Source organism: Bacillus sp. YBsi01 (genome assembly GCF_038406745.1).
Taxonomy (GTDB): Bacteria; Bacillota; Bacilli; order Bacillales; family Bacillaceae; genus Bacillus; species Bacillus siamensis.
This window is the reverse complement of the sequence record NZ_CP151679.1, coordinates 2,372,824-2,391,745: the sequence shown is the minus strand read 5'-3', so window position 1 is coordinate 2,391,745 and position 18,922 is coordinate 2,372,824. Positions and strand designations below refer to the sequence as shown.

Genomic DNA, 18,922 nt, shown 5'->3' with positions numbered 1-18,922 from the left:
CATTATTTGACAGTCCATTTTAACAGCGTTACAATTAAACGTGTAAATAGTTACATGTTTAAATAAACATAATATCTCGGGAGGTGATACGTTCTTGAATGAACCTTCTTTAAAAAAGTCATCAATGATTCAGTGAACGGCATCATTGATCCCGAGCATGTTTATTTCGGACTGTGCCTATGTTTGAAGCAAGCAGTGAGGCATATCAGTTTGCAGGACCGGCTGTTTATCGGGGCTGCGGTCAGATTGCCGGATGACATTCGGCTGGATATTTATGAAGTTCAATAATGATATGGAGAGTGAGTCGACATGGAAAACTTTATCGGAAGCCATATGATTTACACGTATGAAAACGGCTGGGAGTATGAAATTTATATTAAAAATGATCATACGATCGACTATCGGATTCATAGCGGTATGGTAGGCGGACGCTGGGTGCGCGACCAAGAAGTGAATATCGTAAAGCTGACAGAAGGCGTATATAAAGTGTCATGGACTGAACCGACAGGCACAGATGTTTCATTAAACTTTATGCCGAATGAAAAACGGATGCACGGGATTATTTTCTTCCCGAAATGGGTGCATGAGCATCCGGAAATCACCGTATGCTACCAAAATGATTACATTGATGTGATGAAAGAGTCACGTGAGAAATATGAAACGTATCCTAAATATGTCGTTCCTGAGTTTGCGGATATTACGTATCTCAATAATGCGGGAATCAATAACGAATCATTGATTTCAGAAGCGCCGTACGAAGGAATGACAGATGATATTCGCGCAGGAAAATTAAAATAATAGAAAAAACCCGGCTCAGATGCCGGGTTTTTTGTGTATGAAATCAGGAAATCCTACGACAGGGTTTTGGTCATGATAAAGTCGACTTGTTCGTCATCCCCCATAAAAAAAGAGTGTTCTCCCGTTTGGACAAACCCCATTTTTTTATAAAAGGCGATTGCGTTTTCGTTTTTTTCCCATACGCCAAGCCAGATTTTCTTTTTGTTGTGTTCGGCAGCGATTTTCACAGCTTCATTCAGCAGATATTTGCCAAGCCCGTGTTTCTGATGGTTTTTTCTTATATAAATTCTCTCAATTTCCAGAGAATCATCACCCATTTTTTCTGATTGAGCTTCATCCATGTTGATTTTTACATATCCCGCAAGATCATCATCATAATAGACAAAATAGAATTGTGAAGACAGATTGGATAATTCCGTTTTCAGCTTTTCAGTGTGGAATGCATTTTCCAAATAAGCCTTCATATTTTCAAGTGAATTTTGATCTGTAAATGTATCATTGAATGTGTCAATGCTTATCTCCCGGAGTGCTGTTATATCGTCGAGGCTGCATTTTTTTAATTTGATGCTCATGTTCATACAGCTCCTTTCTTATTTATGAAATATTGTAATTGCAATAAAAATACCGTATATTAAACATAACGTGATTTTGTTGTATTTGCAACATAAAATATGAAAATGAGGCCGGTAACATGAGATATGTTTTTTATATTTTGGGAATCATTATATTAACTTTTGGTATTTCTGTCACGATTCAATCTGATCTTGGAACGTCGCCTTTCGATGCGCTAATCGTGGGGCTGTCTGTACATGCTGGGCTGACTGTAGGAAGCTGGGAAATCATCATAGCTTTCCTGTTAATATGCTGCAATTCAATGTTAAAAAGACAAAGACCGGAATTTTCAGGGATGATTACGGCGTTTATAACGGGAATCGGGATTGATATGTGGCTGTTTTTCCTGCATCGTTTCATAGTGCCTGAACCATGGTACGAAAAAGCGGGTTGTTTTGCCATCGGTTTGGTTGTAATAGGGATTGGAACCGCGGCTTATTTGCACACAAATTTCGCACCGATCCCGGTTGATCGGTTAACGTTGATTATCCGCGAATTAACAGGGAGAAGCATCTTTTTTTCAAGAACGGTCATTTACTTCGTGTTTTTCATATTGGCATTGATCTTAAAAGGTCCGGTCGGCATCGGGACGTTATTAACCTTTTGTTTAGGAGGGCTCATCCTTCATTTCTTTATGCCGATTACAGGAAGATGGATAGACGGTATTTTAACAGCATCTCAAAAGCAGAAAGATAAGAAAAAATGGTATAATTAGTTTGTATGAACTTGTAAAAAAGGGGGAGGGATTTTTCATGGGCGGTCAAAGAAAGCTCGTTTTTTACGGTGCTGTCAGCGCAGATGGCTATCTTGCGCGGGAAAATCATTCTTTGGATTGGTTAATCGGGACTGAAGGTGAAGAAGACACCGATTATGCATCTTTCTATGAATCTGTCGATACGATCATTATGGGCAGAAAAACATATGATGAAATTATGACGTTATTTCCCGAGGAGTTTCTGTATAAGGGAAAAGAGTGCTATGTGTTTTCGCGGACATTGACCGGGCGTACTGAAAATGTGCGGTTTATTCATGAAGAGCCTGCCGGTTTTATACAAGCGTTGAAACGCCAAGAAGGCAAGCGGATTTGGATTGTCGGCGGGAGTGATTTGCTGCACCCCGTTTTGGAGGAAAAACTTGTCGATGAGTTTATCATTCAGGTCGCCCCTGTTCTGCTCGGCCGGGGAATTCCGTTATTTAAACCCAGAGATCGGGAGACCGGGCTGAAGCTGACGGATGTCCGGCGCTATAAACAATTTGCGGAATTGCACTATGAAGTGAGATAAATGAAATAGATGAAAGAAACCCAGTAAGGTTACCGGGTTTCTTTTTCATGTTTGTTTTTATGTTTTGAAATTGTGTGGGCCGGCCCGTATGAAAATCCTGCAGCCATGATGACAGCGCCTATCCACCTCACGGCATAGAAATCAGTGTCGCGCAGGAAGACAACTGAAACTAAGATCATCAGCGCCCCGATGATAACGGCAGCTGTGCCGATAATGCTTGATTTCTCCATATAAAAACTCCTTTATGAATGGTTAGATGATCAGTTATAAAGGAATATAACATATAAGGGTTAATATGGAAAATGATATTCTGCGAAGTTGAATGACTGAGGTCTGAACTGGGATGAAAACGAAACCCCAAGGGAACCTGATCCCTTGGGGTTTTTTTATGCTTGAAACAGGATGCGGCGTTTAGCGGAATCGGGATCACTTTCCGTCGAGACGGCTGTGTTGAAAATGAGCGTCTCACGCGAGCCTGTTTCATACTGAGGCCAATGGAGCTGATCGGTGTCCGGGTTTCCTTTTTTCGCAAAGGCCAGCCATGAGGATTGCATCAGCCTGGAGAGCTCTTTTGCATCTTCACCGAGCGGTTCCTTCAGCGTTTTTTTCAAAGAATCAAAGTTTCCGAACACAAACGGCAATTCCAGAGCGTGAACCGCTTTATGAAACGGCGGTGTTTCGCCATGCCAGTCAAAGCGGTACATCCAGACGGGTGCGAATCGCGATTGTCCTTGTGCGAAAGCGACAGCCGGCCGCCAGAATTTCAAATCCGTCATCATATCAATTTGTCCCGTTAAGGAATGAGGATATAAGGGTGCCGCTTGCAAATAGCCTTCTTCTCCAAGGTGATGGCGCAAATAATCGGCGTGCTCCTGTTCGGAATGAACAGGTGAATCAGGGGTGAAAAATAAATATCCTTCATCCCGATTGGTGCCGATGAGTATCGGTATGCCTTCTGCCGCACCGCCGTGAATCGCTTTTTCAGGTTCCTTCGGCAATGTGGCCGGATCTATGGCCGGCTGATAAAAAAGATGAAAAATATTCTGTCCCTTTATACTGTTCACTTTTCCGGCAGCTGTGAGAATGTCATCTGTCGGGAGGGTATGCAATTTGCTCATATCATCTGTCTTAATACCGGCCTCGCTGATAAAAGTCTCGGCAATGTCTTTTGCCATATCAGCAGTCATCGTCTGAGAGGCCCCGCTTTCTAAAATGACTTTATGAAACAGGCCTTTTGCGTCAGGCATTGCCATAAGGGAGGCGATGCTCATGCCGCCTGCCGATTCACCAAATACCGTGACGTTATCAGGGTCCCCTCCAAAAGCGGAAATATTGTCCTTCACCCAGCGCAGCGCGGCGATCTGATCGAGCAGGCCGATATTGCCGGGATACGCGTCAGAAATAGAAGACAAATGTAAAAAACCGAACGGCCCGAGCCTGTAATTAAGTGTCACCACAATGACATCTCCTTCAGCGGCAAGAGCAGACCCGTCGTAAATCGGTTCGCTTCCGGCGCCTAAAAAAAATGCGCCGCCGTGAATCCATACCATGACAGGCCGTTTCACACCCTCTGATTCTGGGGCGAACACATTGAGGTAAAGGCAATCTTCAGATTGAGGCGGAACTTCTCCGGAAAACGACATGGACAGCAAATCAGCGGGCTGCGGACAAACCGGTCCGAACGAGTCGGCATGTTTTACGCCGTCCCAAGGTGCGGGCGGCTCCGGCGCTTTAAATCTCAGCACTCCGACGGGCGGCTTGGCGTAAGGTATGCCCTTCCATGTGCGGACACCGCGGCCGGCCGTTCCTTTTAATGCGCCGCAGCGGGTTTGAACGGTAAGTTTTGTCATGACTTCATCCCCTTTTTTCTTTTCATTATATACAGAGATGAAGACATGAAGCGAATGAAATCCCTTTCATCTGCATATGATCAGTAACGTTTCCGTTCTAAAAATGATCTGACTTCCTGAACGGACAAGCCGAGTTCTTTTGCTTCCTGCATCAGCGCTTTCCATTCCTCAATGTTCGATTCAGTCAGTTTTCTGTTGCGGTAGGGTGCGGGCTCCGGCCGTTTTTCAGTCAGTTTGTTCGTAAAGGTGAACAGTTCTTCTTTCGGCATGCCTGACTGCACAGCCTGCACGAGATGAATGCGCCACTCATCTTCCGTGCCTCCCATGTGATGCAGCATCGTTTCGGCATCAAAAAGCTCCGTCAGATCGACTTGAAGGGTGGCGGACACTTTTTTAAGAAATTGGATGGACGGATTTGAGTGAACCCCCCGTTCTATCTTGCTTAAATAAGATTTAGAGACTCCTGCTTCGACTGCTAGCTGATTAATAGAGTAGCCTTTTCTTCTGCGGTATAAACGTATTATTCTTCCAATCATTGTGCTGAATTCTCCCCTGCATACTGACATTTTTCGTTCATTATAAGAAATTTTTCGTTCTTTATAAAATTTAAAATTGAAAGGTAAGTGCAGTAAATAAGAGGAAAATCACGATAATGTTCTCTAAAAAGAACCAAATGGCTTAATTTGAAATTTTCAAATTTCGAGCTTTTCTTTTATAATCCAATCATTAACAGAAGGGGGCGTTTAAGCCTGATGCAACAAGGATGAGGCTGTATATTACATGAATGAGAATATGAGTTTTAAAGAATTATTTGACATTATTAAGCACAGATTTTTACTGATTTTTATCATGACAGCAGCGGTGACGCTGATAACGGGATACATCCAATTCCGGGTGATTTCGCCCGTTTATCAGGCGTCGACACAAGTGCTCATTCATGAAACAAGCGGTGAAAAAAATTCGAATCTCAGCGACGTTCAGCTGAATCTTCATTACAGCACCACGTTTCAAACGATAATGAAAAGCCCGGTTGTGCTTGAGAAAGTGAAACAGACGCTGCATCTTTCTGAGACGGCATCCGCTTTAAAAGCGAAGATCACGACAAGCAGCGAAACCGATTCAGAAATCATCACCGCAGCGGTGCAGGATGAGAATCCGAAAAAGGCCGCCGCTATAGCGAACACGCTGATGAAGACATTTAAAAAAGAAGTCCGCGACAGGATGAATATAAAAGGCGTCATCGTTTTGTCTGAGGCGAAAGCATCGGAAAGCCCGATGGTCAAGCCTTCGCGCATCCGGAATATCATGATGGCATTCGGTGCGGCTCTTATGGCCGGTGTGACGCTTGCGTTTTTTCTCCACTTTCTTGATGAAACCGTTAAGAGCGAGCGGCAGCTCAGCGAAAAAACGGACTTGCCCGTTTTAGGGGTTGTGTATGATATCAAAAATCAGCAGACACGGTCTGATGAAAAACATTTCGGGGAGTGAGGCGTTTGGGATTCAGAAAAAAGAAGTCAAGACGGGGATTGGCTCAAATATCTGTTTTACATCACAAATCATTGGTGGCTGAACAATACCGCACCATTCGGACAAATATTGAGTTTTCCTCTGTCCAGACCCATCTGCGCTCCATTCTCGTCACTTCTTCCGTTCCGGGAGAAGGAAAATCATTCAGCGCCGCCAATCTTGCCGCGGTATTTGCGCAGCAGGAGAAAAAGGTGCTGCTCGTCGATGCGGATTTACGAAAACCGACGATACACGAGACTTATCAGCTTGAAAATGTACAAGGCCTTACGAATGTGTTAGTCGGAAACGCTTCCCTCGATGAAACGGTGCAAAAAACGCTGATTGACAACCTCTATGTCCTAACGAGCGGGCCGACGCCGCCGAATCCGGCAGAGCTTTTGTCCTCAAAGGCGATGGGAGAGCTGATTCAGGAGATGTACAGCCGGTACAGTCTTGTTGTTTTCGACTCACCTCCGCTTTTGGCGGTGGCTGACGGACAGATTTTAGCAAACCAGACGGATGGAAGCGTTCTCGTCGTTTTGAGCGGAAAAACGAAAATGGATACCGTCCAAAAGGCGAAAGACGCGCTCCAGCAGTCAAAGGCGAAGCTTCTGGGCGCGCTGCTGAATAAAAAGAAAATCAAAAAAACAGAGCACTACTCGTATTGAGCAGTGCAGGTGATGTCTCCTTACCTTTATCAACGGAGGCACTCGGCTCTGCTGTGGGCAGCGGTTTCTGCTGCTGCCTTAGATGCTGGTCGTCGGTGGCGGGGTGTGAGGACGGGTTAAATGCCCAATTTATTTTAATGCTGCATTGTTATCGTTTTAGCTGTTATGCCAGTTTTTTTACGAAAACCGTACCAGCTAAACCGATAAATGAGGAGGGGAAAGATTGACTTACCGGAGAAGACTTTCAATGATTTTTGCATTGGATACGTATCTCGTTTTACTTTCCGTTGTTATAGGATATCAATTTTTTGAGGATTCTTATCACTTTTATGACTCCGGAGCGTTATTACTGACCGCCGTGAGCATGCTGATCAGCCACCATGTATGCGCTTTTATGTTTCATCAGTATAAGCAGGTATGGACGTATACGGGAATAGGCGAGCTGCTTGATCTGCTGAAGGGGATCACTCTGTCCGCAGCCGTGACAGCCGCCGTCCAATACGGGGTGTTCCACACGATTTTGTTCCGGCTTTTAGCCGTCAGCTGGATGATTCAGCTCTTGTTTATCGGAGGAAGCCGGATGATTTCGCGCGTGCTGAAAGAAACGATCGGCAGGAAGCAAAAGGACTCTTCCCGGGCGCTGATCATCGGCGCGGGCGCAGGGGGGACGCTGCTCGCCCGTCAGCTTACGCAGAAAAATGATCTCGGGATCATGCCGGTGGCTTTTATTGATGATGATCAGACGAAGCATAAGCTCAAAATTATGGGTCTGCCCGTCATCGGCGGAAAAGAAAGCATTATGCCGGCGGTGCAGAGGCTGAGAATTCATCATATCATCATCGCCATTCCGTCTCTTTGCCCCCATGAGCTCCAAACGCTGTACAAAGAATGTGTGCAGACGGGCGCCCATATTAAAATCATGCCGCAATTTGATGAGATCCTGCTCGGAACGCAGGCTGCCGGAAACATCAGGGATGTAAAAGCCGAAGATCTCCTCGGCAGAAAGCCGGTCACCCTTGATACGAGCAAAATTTCTGACAGCATAAAGGGGAAAACGATTCTGGTCACGGGCGCCGGCGGCTCTATCGGTTCTGAAATCTGCCGCCAGATCAGCGCGTTTCTTCCCCATGAAATCGTCCTTCTCGGCCACGGGGAGAACAGCATTTATTCGGTGCATAACGAACTGTCCGCACGCTTCGGCAAAGAGGTGCTTTTTCACGCGGAGATTGCCGATATTCAGGACAGAGATAAAATCTTTACATTGATGAAGAAATACGAGCCGCACGTCGTCTATCATGCGGCCGCTCATAAACATGTGCCGTTAATGGAACATAATCCGGAAGAAGCCGTCAAAAACAATATTATCGGCACGAAAAATGTCGCCGAAGCCGCCGATATGTGCGGAACAGAAACATTCGTGCTGATTTCTTCTGACAAAGCGGTCAATCCGGCCAATGTCATGGGCGCGACGAAGCGGTTTGCGGAAATGGTCATCATGAACCTCGGAAAGGTCAGCCGCACCAAATTCGCCGCCGTCCGTTTCGGAAATGTGCTCGGAAGCCGCGGCAGCGTCATTCCGATTTTTAAAAAGCAGATTGAAAAAGGCGGACCCGTCACCGTCACGCATCCGGCGATGACAAGATATTTTATGACGATTCCCGAAGCGTCAAGACTCGTCATTCAGGCGGGGGCGCTTGCAAAAGGGCGGCAGATTTTCGTTCTGGATATGGGAGAGCCCGTCAAAATCGTCGACTTGGCAAAGAACCTGATTCATTTATCAGGCTATACGACAGAACAGATTCCCATTGAATTCTCAGGCATCCGCCCGGGAGAAAAGATGTATGAAGAACTGCTGAATCATAATGAAGTACATACGGAACAGATTTTCCCGAAAATCCATATCGGGAAAGCGATCGACGGGGATTGGGGCGTGCTCATCCGTTTTATGGAGGAATTCAGCCGTCTGCCTGAAGATGAGCTGAGAAAACGGCTGTTTGAGGCGATTGAATCAGTACATGAAGAAGCGGCCGCAGGCGTGTGATGGGAGGACAGAAAGATGACGAAAAAAGTATTATTCTGCGCCACAGTCGATTATCATTTTAAAGCCTTTCATCTTCCGTATTTTCAATGGTTTCAGGATATGGGCTGGGAGGTGCATGTCGCGGCAGGCGGTCATATGAACCTTCCGTTCGTTGATAAAAAGTTTTCCATTCCGATCCGGCGCTCCCCGTTTCATCCCGAAAATCTTTCTGTTTACAGGCGGCTGAAGCAGCTCATTCAAGACAACGGCTATGACATGATTCACTGTCATACGCCGGTCGGCGGCGTACTCACCCGCCTTGCTGCGAGACAAGCGCGCCAAAAAGGGACAAAGGTGCTGTACACTGCGCACGGCTTTCACTTCTGCGACGGAGCGCCTCTGAAGAACTGGCTTCTTTATTACCCGATCGAAAAATTTCTCTCTTCTTATACAGATTGTCTCATTACCATTAATGAAGAAGATTTCGAACGGGCCAAGCAAATGAAAAAAACGGATTGCGACGCGAAAAAAATACACGGCATCGGTGTTAATACAGACAGGTTCTGCCCTGTGAGCCGGGGAGAAAGTGAACGGCTGAGAAAAAAACACGGCTTCAGCGCCGGGGAATTTATCCTCGTATATCCCGCCGAATTAAACGGCAACAAAAATCAGGGTATCCTCATTGAGTCTGCGGCCTTGCTGAAGCGCAGCATCCCGGAGCTGAAACTCGTGTTTGCCGGAGAAGGCGCGATGGAAGAGCCGTACAGAAAAAAGGCTGAATCACTTGGGGTATCCGACATTGTGCGATTTTACGGTTTTTGCCGCGACATTCATGAGCTGATTCAGCTTGCCGATCTGTCTGTCGCCTCAAGTCTCCGCGAAGGGCTCGGTATGAATCTGCTTGAGGGGATGGCTGCCGAAAAGCCCGTCGTTGCCGCGGACAACAGGGGGCACCGTGAGATCATCGAAGACGGTGTGAATGGTTTTCTCGTGCCGGCCGGAGACAGCGCAGCGTTTGCCGATCGGATTGAAAAGCTGTACCGCTCCCCCGGCCTGCGAAAAGCAATGGGGCAAAAAGGGCGCAGTACGGCGGAATGTTTTTCAGAAACACGCACGGTAAAGGAAATGGCGCATATTTACGCCGGCTATATGGATAAAAAGGAGAAAAGCGTATGAATGCAGGAGCACAACCGAAAATTTCCGTTATCATGGGGATTTATAATTGCGAACAGACTTTAGCGGAGAGTATTGAATCCATCCTGAGCCAATCTTATAAGAATTGGGAACTGATTATGTGTGATGACGCATCAACTGACGGAACGTATCAGATTGCGCGCCGCTATGCGGACCATTACAGCGACCGGATCACGCTGATTCAAAATAAGACAAATCAACGGCTTGCCGCTTCGCTGAACCGCTGTCTGACATACGCAACGGGGGATTATATCGCCAGGCAGGACGGTGATGACATATCCGTCCCGAGAAGATTGGAAAAACAGGCCGCTTTCTTAAACAAGCACGCCCACTATCAAGTCGTCGGCACGGGTATGCTCGTATTTGACGAATTCGGCGTCAGGGGCGCCCGGCTTTTGCCGCCCGTGCCGAAACCGGGAATTATGGCGAAAGGCACACCGTTCTGCCACGGCACCATTATGATGCGGGCCGAAGCGTACAAAGCGCTCGGCGGCTACCGGTCAGTCAGGCGGACGCGGCGGATGGAGGATATCGATTTGTGGCTGCGCTTTTTTGAAGCGGGTTTTCGAGGGTACAACCTTCAGGAAACGCTGTATAAAGTCAGAGAGGACAGCGATGCGTTTAAACGGAGATCGTTTACGTATTCCATTGATAACGCGGTGCTCGTTTTTCAGGCGTGCAGACGGCTGAAACTGCCGCTTTCCCATTACGTGTATATCGCAAAACCGCTCATCCGCGCTATCACGCCGCCCGCGGTCATGAACCGTTATCATAAAAACAGGGACGTCCGCCAAAAAGAAGGGCTTGCCGAACATGACTGACAAACCGGCGCGGGTGCTGCACATTTTCAGCGGGATGAACAGAGGCGGCGCAGAAACGATGATGATGAATTTGTACCGGAAGATGGACAAAACGAAGGTGCAATTTGACTTTTTAACCCATAGGAACGATCCGTGCGCTTATGATGAGGAAATTCTTGCTCTCGGCGGACGGCTTTTTTATGTGCCGAGCATCGGCAGCACAAACCCGATTACTTTTGTGAAACAGGTCAAACGGGTGATTCAGGAAAAAGGACCGTTTGCCGCCGTGCATGCTCATACCGATTTTCAGTCGGGATTTATCGCATTGGCCGCTCGTTTAGCAGGCGTCCCCGTGCGGATCTGTCATTCGCACAGCACATCGTGGCGGGGGCGGTCGTCCGGGCTCGGCAAGATGCAGATGTTTGTGTTCCGGCGGCTGATTACGGCCAATGCCACCGCACTGTGCGCCTGCGGAGAAGAAGCGGGCCGTTTCTTATTCGGAGAACAAAAAGGCGTGCGGCTTTTGCCGAACGGCATTGATCTTGACTTATTTGCCGGCGGACGCGCGGACATAGAATCTGAAAAAAGGAAGCGGGGCATTGCCGCCGGCCGATTGGTGATCGGTCATATCGGCCGCTTTACAGAGGAGAAAAACCACGAATTTCTGCTTCGGCTGGCCGCTGATATGAAAGAGCGGGGCATCGGTTTACAGCTGATCCTCGCCGGAGACGGTCCGCTTCGCACCGATATGGAAAAACTGGCGGAGAAGCTGGGGCTTGATGCTGCTGTGCGTTTTATCGGTGTAGAGGATCGCGTTCATGATCTGCTGAAAACGCTGGATGTATTTGTCATGCCGTCTCTTTATGAGGGGCTGCCCGTCACGCTTGTTGAAGCGCAGGCCTCCGGGGTGCCGTGCGTCATATCAGACGGCATTACAGAAGAAGCCGATGCCGGGCTCGGGCTGGTCAAAAGGCTCAGCCTCAAAGAACCGCCTGAACGATGGGCATCCGCGATTTTGCGGGCAGCTGAGGCGCCAAAGCCTGGCAGGGCGCGCATTAAAGAAACCCTCGGACGGCTGGGATATGACGTGGGAGAGAATGCGGGAGCTGTTATGAAGCTTTACAATATGAACTGTGAAAAGGAACAGTAACGAATGATTGTATATGTAGTCAATATGGGAATTGTTTATATTTGGTCATGGTTCGCGAAAATGTGCGGCGGGCGTGATCAATCGCTTTCAACCGGGTACCGGCCGAATCAGCTCGTCATGCTCGTTCCGCTGCTATCGCTTGTATTGGTTTCCGGTTTGCGTTACAGAGTCGGGACGGATTTTCAGACGTACGCGCTGATGTACAAGCTGGCGGGAAATTACGGGAGCATATGGGAGATCTTCGGGTTCGGAGCGAAAAAAGCAGCCGTTGATCCGGGATTTACCGCTCTTATCTGGCTCATGAATTTTATCACGAAAGATCCGCAAATTATGTATTTCACCGTGGCGGTCGTGACATGCAGCTTTATTTTAAAGGGGCTCGTTGAGTTCGGACGTCCGTTTGAACTGAGTGTGTTTTTGTTTTTGGGCACGTATCATTATTACGCTTCCTTTAACGGAATCAGGCAGTATATGGTGGCGGCCGTTTTGTTTTGGGCAGTCCGCTATGTGATAAATGGAAGCTGGAAGCGTTATATGTCCATCGTGCTGTTGTGTTCGCTCTTTCATTCCTCGGCCTTAATCATGATTCCGGTTTATTTCATTGTCAGAAAAAGAGCCTGGTCGCCCGCGATTTTCGGACTGTCGGCATTGTTTCTTCTTATGACGTTTCTGTATCAGAAGTTCATTTCGCTGTTTGTCGTCGTGCTGGAAAACAGCTCGTACGGCCATTATGAGAAATGGCTGATGACGAATACGAACGGGATGAACGTCGTAAAAATCGCGGTGCTGCTGCTGCCGCTGTTTTTGGCTTTCTGCTACCGGGAGCGGCTGCGGAAGCTCTGGCCTGACATTGATGTTATCGTGAATTTCTGTCTGCTCGGCCTGCTCTTCGGTCTTTTGGCGACAAAGGACGTTATTTTCGCCCGGTTTAATATATATTTCGGCCTTTACCAAATGATTCTGATCCCTTATTTTGTGAGGATTTTTGATGAAAAATCGAATGCGCTGATCTATATCGCCATTATTGTCTGTTATTTTCTTTACAGCTATTTGCTTATGCCGGTCGATTCGTCTGTGCTTCCGTACAGAACGATTTTTTCCCGGTAATGGATACTGGAGGTTTATATGGAAACACCCGCGGTCAGTTTATTAATTGCTGTGTATAATACGGAAACTTATTTAGAAAGATGCTTAGATTCATTGCTCAATCAGTCGCTCGCCAATATCGAAATCATCGCCGTCAATGATGGATCAACGGATCAAAGCCCGGACATTCTTGAAACCTATCAGAAACGGGATGAGAGAATCCGGGTCATACATCAGCAAAACCAGGGACTCGGCGCGGTCCGCAACAAGGGGATTGAGGCGGCGCGCGGCGAATTTATCGCTTTTATTGATGCGGACGACTGGGTTGAACCCGATTATTGCCTGCGCATGTATGAAAAAGCGAAGGCTCATCAGGCTGATCTCGTGATTTGCGAATATGCGGCCGAATTTGCGGAGACGGGGAAAACCGCCGTTTCAACGATCGCTTCAGCATACGAGGGCCGTCCGAAACAGCTGTACCTAAAAGATTTATTCGAAGGAAGAGTCAGCGGATTTTCATGGAACAAGCTGTACAAAAGGGCTATGATCGAACAGCATCGGCTGCGCTTTCCGCTTCGGGATGAGCTTGAGCACGTGGAGGATCAGTACTTCAGCCTCCGGGCGCATGTTTTCGCCGGTGCGGTCTCGTACGTGGATCAGCCGCTCTATCATTATCGGATTCACTTGACTTCTATTGTACAAAGCTATCAGAAAAAGCTGTTTGACTCAGGTCTCGTTCTCTATCGGCTGAACGAGGCTTTTTTGCGTGAAAACGGCTGCTTACAGGAATACCGGCAGGAGCTTGATTATTTTATCGTCCAGCACGGAACAGTCTGCCTGCTGAATGAATGGAAGCGGAATAACGGCGGCCGGTTCTCCGAAAAATGGCGGAATATCAGCCGGGTATGCGCTGATCCCGTGTTCCGGCTGAGTCTTTCCAAAACCGGAACGGCGCCGTTTGACGCCAAACGCTCATGCCTTCTGCTTTTGGCGAGGCTGAAGCTGATTCCGTTCGTATCGCTGGCATCAGCCGCGTATCAGCGGGCAATCGAGTACAAAATGAAAATCAGAGGGTGAAGACATGTCGATACAATCTTTAAAAATCAATCTCGCGGAATGGCTTTTGCTAAAGGTCAAATACCCGTCCCAATTTCATTTCGGAACGGCAGCGGACAGGGCGGAGCATACAGCGGCAAGAAAAAAGATCATTCTGACGCTGCTTCCGTCCCACGATAATCTCGGTGATCATGCCATCGCTTATGCAAGCAAAACGTTTCTTGAACGGGAATATCCCGATTTTGATCTGATTGAGGTCGATATGAAGGATATTTACAGGTCCGCAAAAGCGCTGATCAAAAAGCGCCATCCCGATGATATGGTATTCATCATCGGCGGCGGAAACATGGGGGATTTGTACCGGTATGAGGAATGGACGCGCCGTTTTATTATAAAAACATTCCGGCAGTATCGGATCGTTCAGCTTCCGGCGACGGCTCACTTTTCTGATTCAAAAAAGGGGCGGAAGGAACTGAAACGCGCCCAAAAAGTGTACAATGCGCATCCCGACCTTCTGCTGATGGCGAGAGATGAGACGACGTATCAGTGGATGAAGCGGCATTTTCCCGGAAAAACTGTGCTCAAACAGCCTGATATGGTCTTATATTTGGACAAAAGCGAGCGGCGCATCCCGCGGGAAGGGATCTACCTTTGTTTACGAGAGGATAAGGAGAGTGCGCTGTCAGCTGAGGAAAGAACGATGGTAAAAGAAGCTTTGAAAAAAGAGTACGGAGAGCTGCATAGCTTTACCACGACGGTCGGCCGGAGGGTCAGCCGCCATACACGCGAAGGGGAGCTGGAGGCGCTGTGGAATACGCTGAAAGGCGCGGAGGCGGTAGTCACTGACAGGCTTCACGGGATGATTTTTTGCGCGCTGACGAAAACGCCTTGTGTTGTCATTCGTTCGTTTGATCATAAAGTGATGGAAGGCTTTCAATGGCTGGAACATATACCGAACATGACACTGCTTGAACGTCCGGAGCCTGAAGCCGTGACGGCCGCTGTAAACGGGCTGCTGAGCGGCAAGCATGAGGCAGACGGTTCTTTGCGCAGTGTTTATTTTGCCGGGCTGCGCTCGAAAATCAGCGGTGATGCCCAATGAACGCGCCGCTTGTGAGCGTGATCGTCCCGATGTATAAGACAGAGCCTTTTATAAAAGAATGCGCAGTATCTTTAACAAAACAGACGCTGAGAGACATCGAAATCATTTTCGTCAATGACGGCTCACCGGATCAGTCCGGCCGGATTGCTGAACAATTCGCCGCAGAAGATGCGAGAATCCGGGTGATTCATAAAGAAAACGGCGGCCTCAGCTCGGCCCGCAATGCCGGAATAAAAGCCGCCCGCGGCCGTTATATCGGCTTTGCGGACGGCGATGACTATGCGGCGGAAACGATGTTCGAGCGGCTTTATGAAGAAGCGGAGAAGAACCGGCTTGATATCGCCGGCTGCGGTTATTACAAAGAAACGCCGTCTAAAGAAAGAACGTATATGCCGCCGTCCCTTCCGCCGGGCCGCATCTTCACGGCGGCTGAGATGACTGAATTGCTGACCCGCGCGCACGAACATCGGTTTATTTGGTATGTGTGGCGCTATATATACCGGAGAGAAGCGCTGCAAGGGCTGTTGTTCCATGAAGATATCCGGTTTGCCGAAGATTCTCCGTTTAACTTGGCAGCGTTCAAGCAAGCCTCGCGTATCAAAGTGATAGATGAAGGGCTGTACGTGTACCGGGAAAACCCGCAAAGCCTTACAGAAACACCGTTTAAGCCTCACTTAGATGACGAACTTCAGAAGCAATATGAGGCGAAAATGGCTTTTTATGAGGCGAACGGACTGACGGACGCCTGCCGGGGCGATATCGATACGTATTTGTGCAAGCATCAGATCCCGATGCTGATCGCCAACGCATGCGCCGCCCCGCAGCCGTCACATCAGATTACGGCGCACATCGGCAGAATTTTGACGTATGACATGGTAAAAACGGCGGTGCGCAGCACGCCGTGCCGGCATAAACAGCTGCTGGCGGGAGAGCGTGTGGTGCTCGGTCTGTGCAAAATGCGCCTTCCGCTTCTTCTGCATGCGTTTTTCGAACGGAAAACGAAAGAGAAAGGCAGTGCGGAAGGAGCATGAAATTTGCCATTAATTTCGGCGCCAATGTGACGGCGTTTTTACTATCGGTGTTTTTATCAGTGTGGATGACGCCCTTTATTGTGAAAACATTAGGTGTGGAGGCTTTTGGATTTGTCCATCTGACACAGAATATCATTAACTATTTCTCGATTATTACTGTTGCGCTGAGCTCTGTCGTTGTGAGGTTTTTCACCGTCGCCGCCCACAGGGGGAACAGGGATGAGGCCAATGCGTATGTAAGCAATTATTTAGCCGCGTCTGCCGTGATATCGCTCTTGCTCGCTGTGCCGCTCGCCGGGACGGCTTTTTATATTGACAAGATCATGAATGTGCCGGCCGGGCTGTTAACGGATGTGAGGCTCTCTATCGTCATCGGCAGTGTGCTGTTTATGCTGACGTTTTTGACGGCGGGATTCGCGACAGGGCCGTTTTTTGCCAACAAGCTTTATATCACAAGTTCCATTCAGGCCGTGCAAATGCTGGTGAGGGTGCTGTGTGTGCTCGCTCTGTTTACGTGCCTGCCGCCGAAGATCTGGCAGATCCAGCTTTCAGCTTTAGCGGGAGCCGTCTGTGCGGCCGTGCTGACGTTTTTCTTTTTTAAGAAATTGATTCCGTGGTTTTCTTTCAGCCGTAAAACCTTGTCATTACAGACGAGTAAAGTGCTGTTTTCGGCCGGTGCCTGGAGTTCTGTCAATCAGATCGGCGTGCTGCTGTTTCTGCAGATTGACCTCATGACGGCCAACCTCGTGCTGGGACCGTCTGAAGCGGGTGTTTATGCGGCGATTATCCAATTTCCGCTTTTGCTCAGAAGTCTCGCCGGGACGCTTGCTTCGCTGTTTGCGCCGGTTTTGACTTCCTGCTATTCAAAAGGCGATATGGAAGGCCTCCTGTCTTACGCCAATAAGGCCGTACGGCTGAACGGGCTTCTGCTCGCGCTTCCCGCGGCATTATTGGGAGGGCTTGCCGAACCGTTTCTGGCGATTTGGCTGGGCCCGTCATTTGTGCAGACGGCGCCGCTTTTATACATTCACGCCGGGTACTTGGCGGTCAGTCTCTCTGTCATGCCGCTTTTTTACGTATGGACGGCTTTTAATAAACAAAAAACGCCCGCCGTCGTTACTTTATGTTTAGGCGGACTGAATGTCATATTGGCCGTGGTTCTCAGCGGACCGGCTCATCTCGGCCTGTACGGTATCACCATTGCCGGGGCTGTCTCCCTCATCTTGAAAAATGCCGTCTTCACGCCGCTGTATGTTTCGCATATTACCGGCTTTCAGAAAACCGCGTTTTATAAAGGAATGTTCGGCCCGTTGGCGGCGGCCGTATTTGCTTGGGCTGTCTGCCGGGGTATCCGGCTGTTTTCACCGCTTGACAGCTGGGCCGGTCTGATCGCCGCGGGGCTTGCCGTATGCATGAGCTATGCCGCATTCGCTTTTTTCTTCATTTGTACGAAAGAAGAAAGGCGGCTTGCTTTACAGAAATGCCGAAAAGTGAAAGGAGCTGTTCACATTTGAAGGTGAAACGTGTATTTGATATAGCGGCCGCGATGTTGTTATTGTGCGGCGCAAGTGTCATTCTTCTCTTCGCCATGGCAGCCGTCAGATGCGCCATCGGGTCTCCCGTATTATTCAAACAGACGAGACCGGGGCATAACGGGCGTCCGTTTACGTTGTATAAACTCAGGACGATGACGGATGCGCGTGATGAAAACGGTGTGCTGCTTCCGGATCATCTCCGTCTGACCAAAATGGGAAAGCTCATCAGAAAACTGAGCATCGATGAGCTTCCCCAGCTTTTTAATGTGATTAAAGGCGATATCAGTCTGGTCGGACCCCGCCCTTTGCTGATGGATTATCTGCCGCTTTACACGGCGGAGCAGGCGCGGCGGCACGAGGTGAAACCGGGAATTACGGGCTGGGCGCAGATTAACGGGAGAAACGCGATTTCCTGGGAAGAGAAATTCAAGCTTGACGTGTGGTATGTCGACAACCGCTCATTCCTTCTCGACTTAAAGATTCTGCTTTTAACGGTGAAAAAAGTTCTCGTGTCTGAAGGCATACACCAAGACGGCCAAGTGACGGCAAAGCGCTTCACAGGCAGCGGAGATATGTCATCGTGAAAAAGGTCGTGCTGATCGGAAACGGCGGACACGGAAAAGTGGTGAAGGAAATCGTGCAGGCCCGTTCTGATATGGAGCTTACGGGCGTATTGGACGACGGATTCAGCGGTTTTGCGGTTCGGAACGGTATATATACAGGCCGGGCGAAAGACGTGCACAGGCTTCTGCAACTCGTCCCTGAAGCCGTGTTCACGATATGCATCGGACATAACAGTGTCAGAAAGCAGCTTGCTGAAACGCTTGGGATTGAACATGACAATTATGCCGCACTCATTCACCCGGAGGCAATCGTCAGTGAAACGGCTTCCGTCGGAAACGGAACGGTTGTGATGGCGGGTGCCGTCATTCAGGCGGGCGCTGACATCGGCGCCCATTGCATCATCAATACGGGTGCGGTTGCCGATCATGACAATACAATCGGAGATTACGTCCATCTTTCACCGCGCGCGGCACTTGCCGGCGGAGTGAAAGTCGGGGAAGGAGCGCACGTCGGAATCGGCGCGTCCGTCATACCGCAGATGGACATCGGTCCTTGGTCCGTGATCGGCGCGGGGGCTGCCGTCATCAGCCGGATTCCCGGCCATGTGACGGCGGTCGGCGTTCCGGCCCGCGTCATCTCCTCTATTCATAATGAAAAAGGATGATTT

20 protein-coding genes and 1 pseudogene are annotated in these 18,922 nt (G+C 48.8%); 17 read left to right on the top strand and 4 right to left on the bottom strand.

The window, feature by feature from the left end:
- Positions 1-141 precede the first annotated feature (141 nt).
- A pseudogene (locus AADZ70_RS11960) lies at positions 142-288 on the top strand (DUF3237 family protein); the annotation flags it as partial.
- Positions 289-309: 21 nt separating this feature from the next.
- Positions 310-798 (top strand): phenolic acid decarboxylase, encoded by a 489-nt coding sequence (locus tag AADZ70_RS11955; protein ID WP_045925902.1) that lies wholly within the window; start codon positions 310-312, stop codon positions 796-798.
- Between the two features lie 53 nt (positions 799-851).
- Here the strand turns inward: AADZ70_RS11955 and AADZ70_RS11950 are convergent, their stop codons facing one another.
- Positions 852-1,370, bottom strand: a complete 519-nt coding sequence (locus tag AADZ70_RS11950) for a GNAT family N-acetyltransferase (RefSeq protein WP_342007094.1) — start codon at positions 1,368-1,370, stop codon at positions 852-854.
- A 119-nt stretch (positions 1,371-1,489) separates the two neighbouring features.
- Here AADZ70_RS11950 and AADZ70_RS11945 point away from each other — a divergent pair, with 119 nt between their 5' ends.
- Positions 1,490-2,125 (top strand): YitT family protein, encoded by a 636-nt coding sequence (locus AADZ70_RS11945; protein WP_045925904.1) that lies wholly within the window; start codon positions 1,490-1,492, stop codon positions 2,123-2,125.
- Between the two features lie 37 nt (positions 2,126-2,162).
- On the top strand, positions 2,163-2,693 hold the full coding sequence (locus AADZ70_RS11940) for a dihydrofolate reductase family protein (protein WP_095241296.1): 531 nt from the start codon (positions 2,163-2,165) through the stop codon (positions 2,691-2,693).
- Between the two features lie 29 nt (positions 2,694-2,722).
- Here the strand turns inward: AADZ70_RS11940 and AADZ70_RS11935 are convergent, their stop codons facing one another.
- The 3 genes from AADZ70_RS11935 to AADZ70_RS11925 all read right to left on the bottom strand — a co-directional run bounded on the left by AADZ70_RS11935 (position 2,723) and on the right by AADZ70_RS11925 (position 5,079).
- Entirely contained in the window at positions 2,723-2,923 is a 201-nt protein-coding gene (locus AADZ70_RS11935; protein WP_049627452.1) for a hypothetical protein, read from the bottom strand.
- Between the two features lie 156 nt (positions 2,924-3,079).
- Positions 3,080-4,543 (bottom strand): carboxylesterase/lipase family protein, encoded by a 1,464-nt coding sequence (locus AADZ70_RS11930; protein ID WP_342007093.1) that lies wholly within the window; start codon positions 4,541-4,543, stop codon positions 3,080-3,082.
- An 80-nt stretch (positions 4,544-4,623) separates the two neighbouring features.
- Positions 4,624-5,079, bottom strand: a complete 456-nt coding sequence (locus AADZ70_RS11925; protein ID WP_003151541.1) for a helix-turn-helix domain-containing protein — start codon at positions 5,077-5,079, stop codon at positions 4,624-4,626.
- Positions 5,080-5,323: 244 nt separating this feature from the next.
- Between AADZ70_RS11925 and AADZ70_RS11920 the strand changes: the two genes are divergently transcribed.
- From AADZ70_RS11920 to AADZ70_RS11860, 13 genes are all read left to right on the top strand, one after another.
- Positions 5,324-6,031, top strand: coding sequence for a Wzz/FepE/Etk N-terminal domain-containing protein (locus AADZ70_RS11920; RefSeq protein ID WP_047477241.1), 708 nt, complete (start codon positions 5,324-5,326; stop codon positions 6,029-6,031).
- Between the two features lie 5 nt (positions 6,032-6,036).
- Positions 6,037-6,717: a CpsD/CapB family tyrosine-protein kinase gene (locus AADZ70_RS11915; RefSeq protein ID WP_016937854.1), complete on the top strand. Its 681-nt coding sequence runs from the start codon at positions 6,037-6,039 to the stop codon at positions 6,715-6,717.
- A 223-nt stretch (positions 6,718-6,940) separates the two neighbouring features.
- On the top strand, positions 6,941-8,758 hold the full coding sequence (locus AADZ70_RS11910; RefSeq protein ID WP_327814617.1) for a nucleoside-diphosphate sugar epimerase/dehydratase: 1,818 nt from the start codon (positions 6,941-6,943) through the stop codon (positions 8,756-8,758).
- Between the two features lie 15 nt (positions 8,759-8,773).
- A complete protein-coding gene (locus AADZ70_RS11905; protein ID WP_342007092.1) occupies positions 8,774-9,913 on the top strand; it encodes a glycosyltransferase family 4 protein in 1,140 nt (379 codons plus the stop codon).
- Entirely contained in the window at positions 9,910-10,752 is an 843-nt protein-coding gene (locus AADZ70_RS11900; protein ID WP_045925910.1) for a glycosyltransferase, read from the top strand. The genes AADZ70_RS11905 and AADZ70_RS11900 overlap by 4 nt, the downstream gene beginning before the upstream one ends.
- A complete protein-coding gene (locus AADZ70_RS11895; protein WP_342007091.1) occupies positions 10,745-11,881 on the top strand; it encodes a glycosyltransferase family 1 protein in 1,137 nt (378 codons plus the stop codon). Before AADZ70_RS11900 ends, AADZ70_RS11895 begins: the two co-directional genes overlap by 8 nt.
- Positions 11,882-11,884: 3 nt before the next feature.
- Entirely contained in the window at positions 11,885-12,988 is a 1,104-nt protein-coding gene (locus tag AADZ70_RS11890; protein ID WP_342007090.1) for an EpsG family protein, read from the top strand.
- An 18-nt stretch (positions 12,989-13,006) separates the two neighbouring features.
- Positions 13,007-14,044 carry a glycosyltransferase family 2 protein gene (locus AADZ70_RS11885; RefSeq protein WP_342007089.1) on the top strand — a complete coding sequence of 346 codons (1,038 nt, stop codon included), beginning with the start codon at positions 13,007-13,009 and terminating at the stop codon, positions 14,042-14,044.
- A gap of 4 nt (positions 14,045-14,048) precedes the next feature.
- Complete coding sequence (locus AADZ70_RS11880) at positions 14,049-15,125, top strand: polysaccharide pyruvyl transferase family protein (protein ID WP_342007088.1); 1,077 nt, start codon at positions 14,049-14,051, stop codon at positions 15,123-15,125.
- Positions 15,122-16,156 carry a glycosyltransferase gene (locus tag AADZ70_RS11875; protein ID WP_342007087.1) on the top strand — a complete coding sequence of 345 codons (1,035 nt, stop codon included), beginning with the start codon at positions 15,122-15,124 and terminating at the stop codon, positions 16,154-16,156. The genes AADZ70_RS11880 and AADZ70_RS11875 overlap by 4 nt, the downstream gene beginning before the upstream one ends.
- Positions 16,153-17,670, top strand: coding sequence for an MATE family efflux transporter (locus tag AADZ70_RS11870; protein ID WP_064778593.1), 1,518 nt, complete (start codon positions 16,153-16,155; stop codon positions 17,668-17,670). Before AADZ70_RS11875 ends, AADZ70_RS11870 begins: the two co-directional genes overlap by 4 nt.
- On the top strand, positions 17,667-18,275 hold the full coding sequence (locus AADZ70_RS11865) for a sugar transferase (protein WP_342007086.1): 609 nt from the start codon (positions 17,667-17,669) through the stop codon (positions 18,273-18,275). The genes AADZ70_RS11870 and AADZ70_RS11865 overlap by 4 nt, the downstream gene beginning before the upstream one ends.
- Positions 18,272-18,919, top strand: a complete 648-nt coding sequence (locus tag AADZ70_RS11860; RefSeq protein ID WP_342007085.1) for an acetyltransferase — start codon at positions 18,272-18,274, stop codon at positions 18,917-18,919. The genes AADZ70_RS11865 and AADZ70_RS11860 overlap by 4 nt, the downstream gene beginning before the upstream one ends.
- The last annotated feature ends 3 nt before the right edge of the window (positions 18,920-18,922 follow it).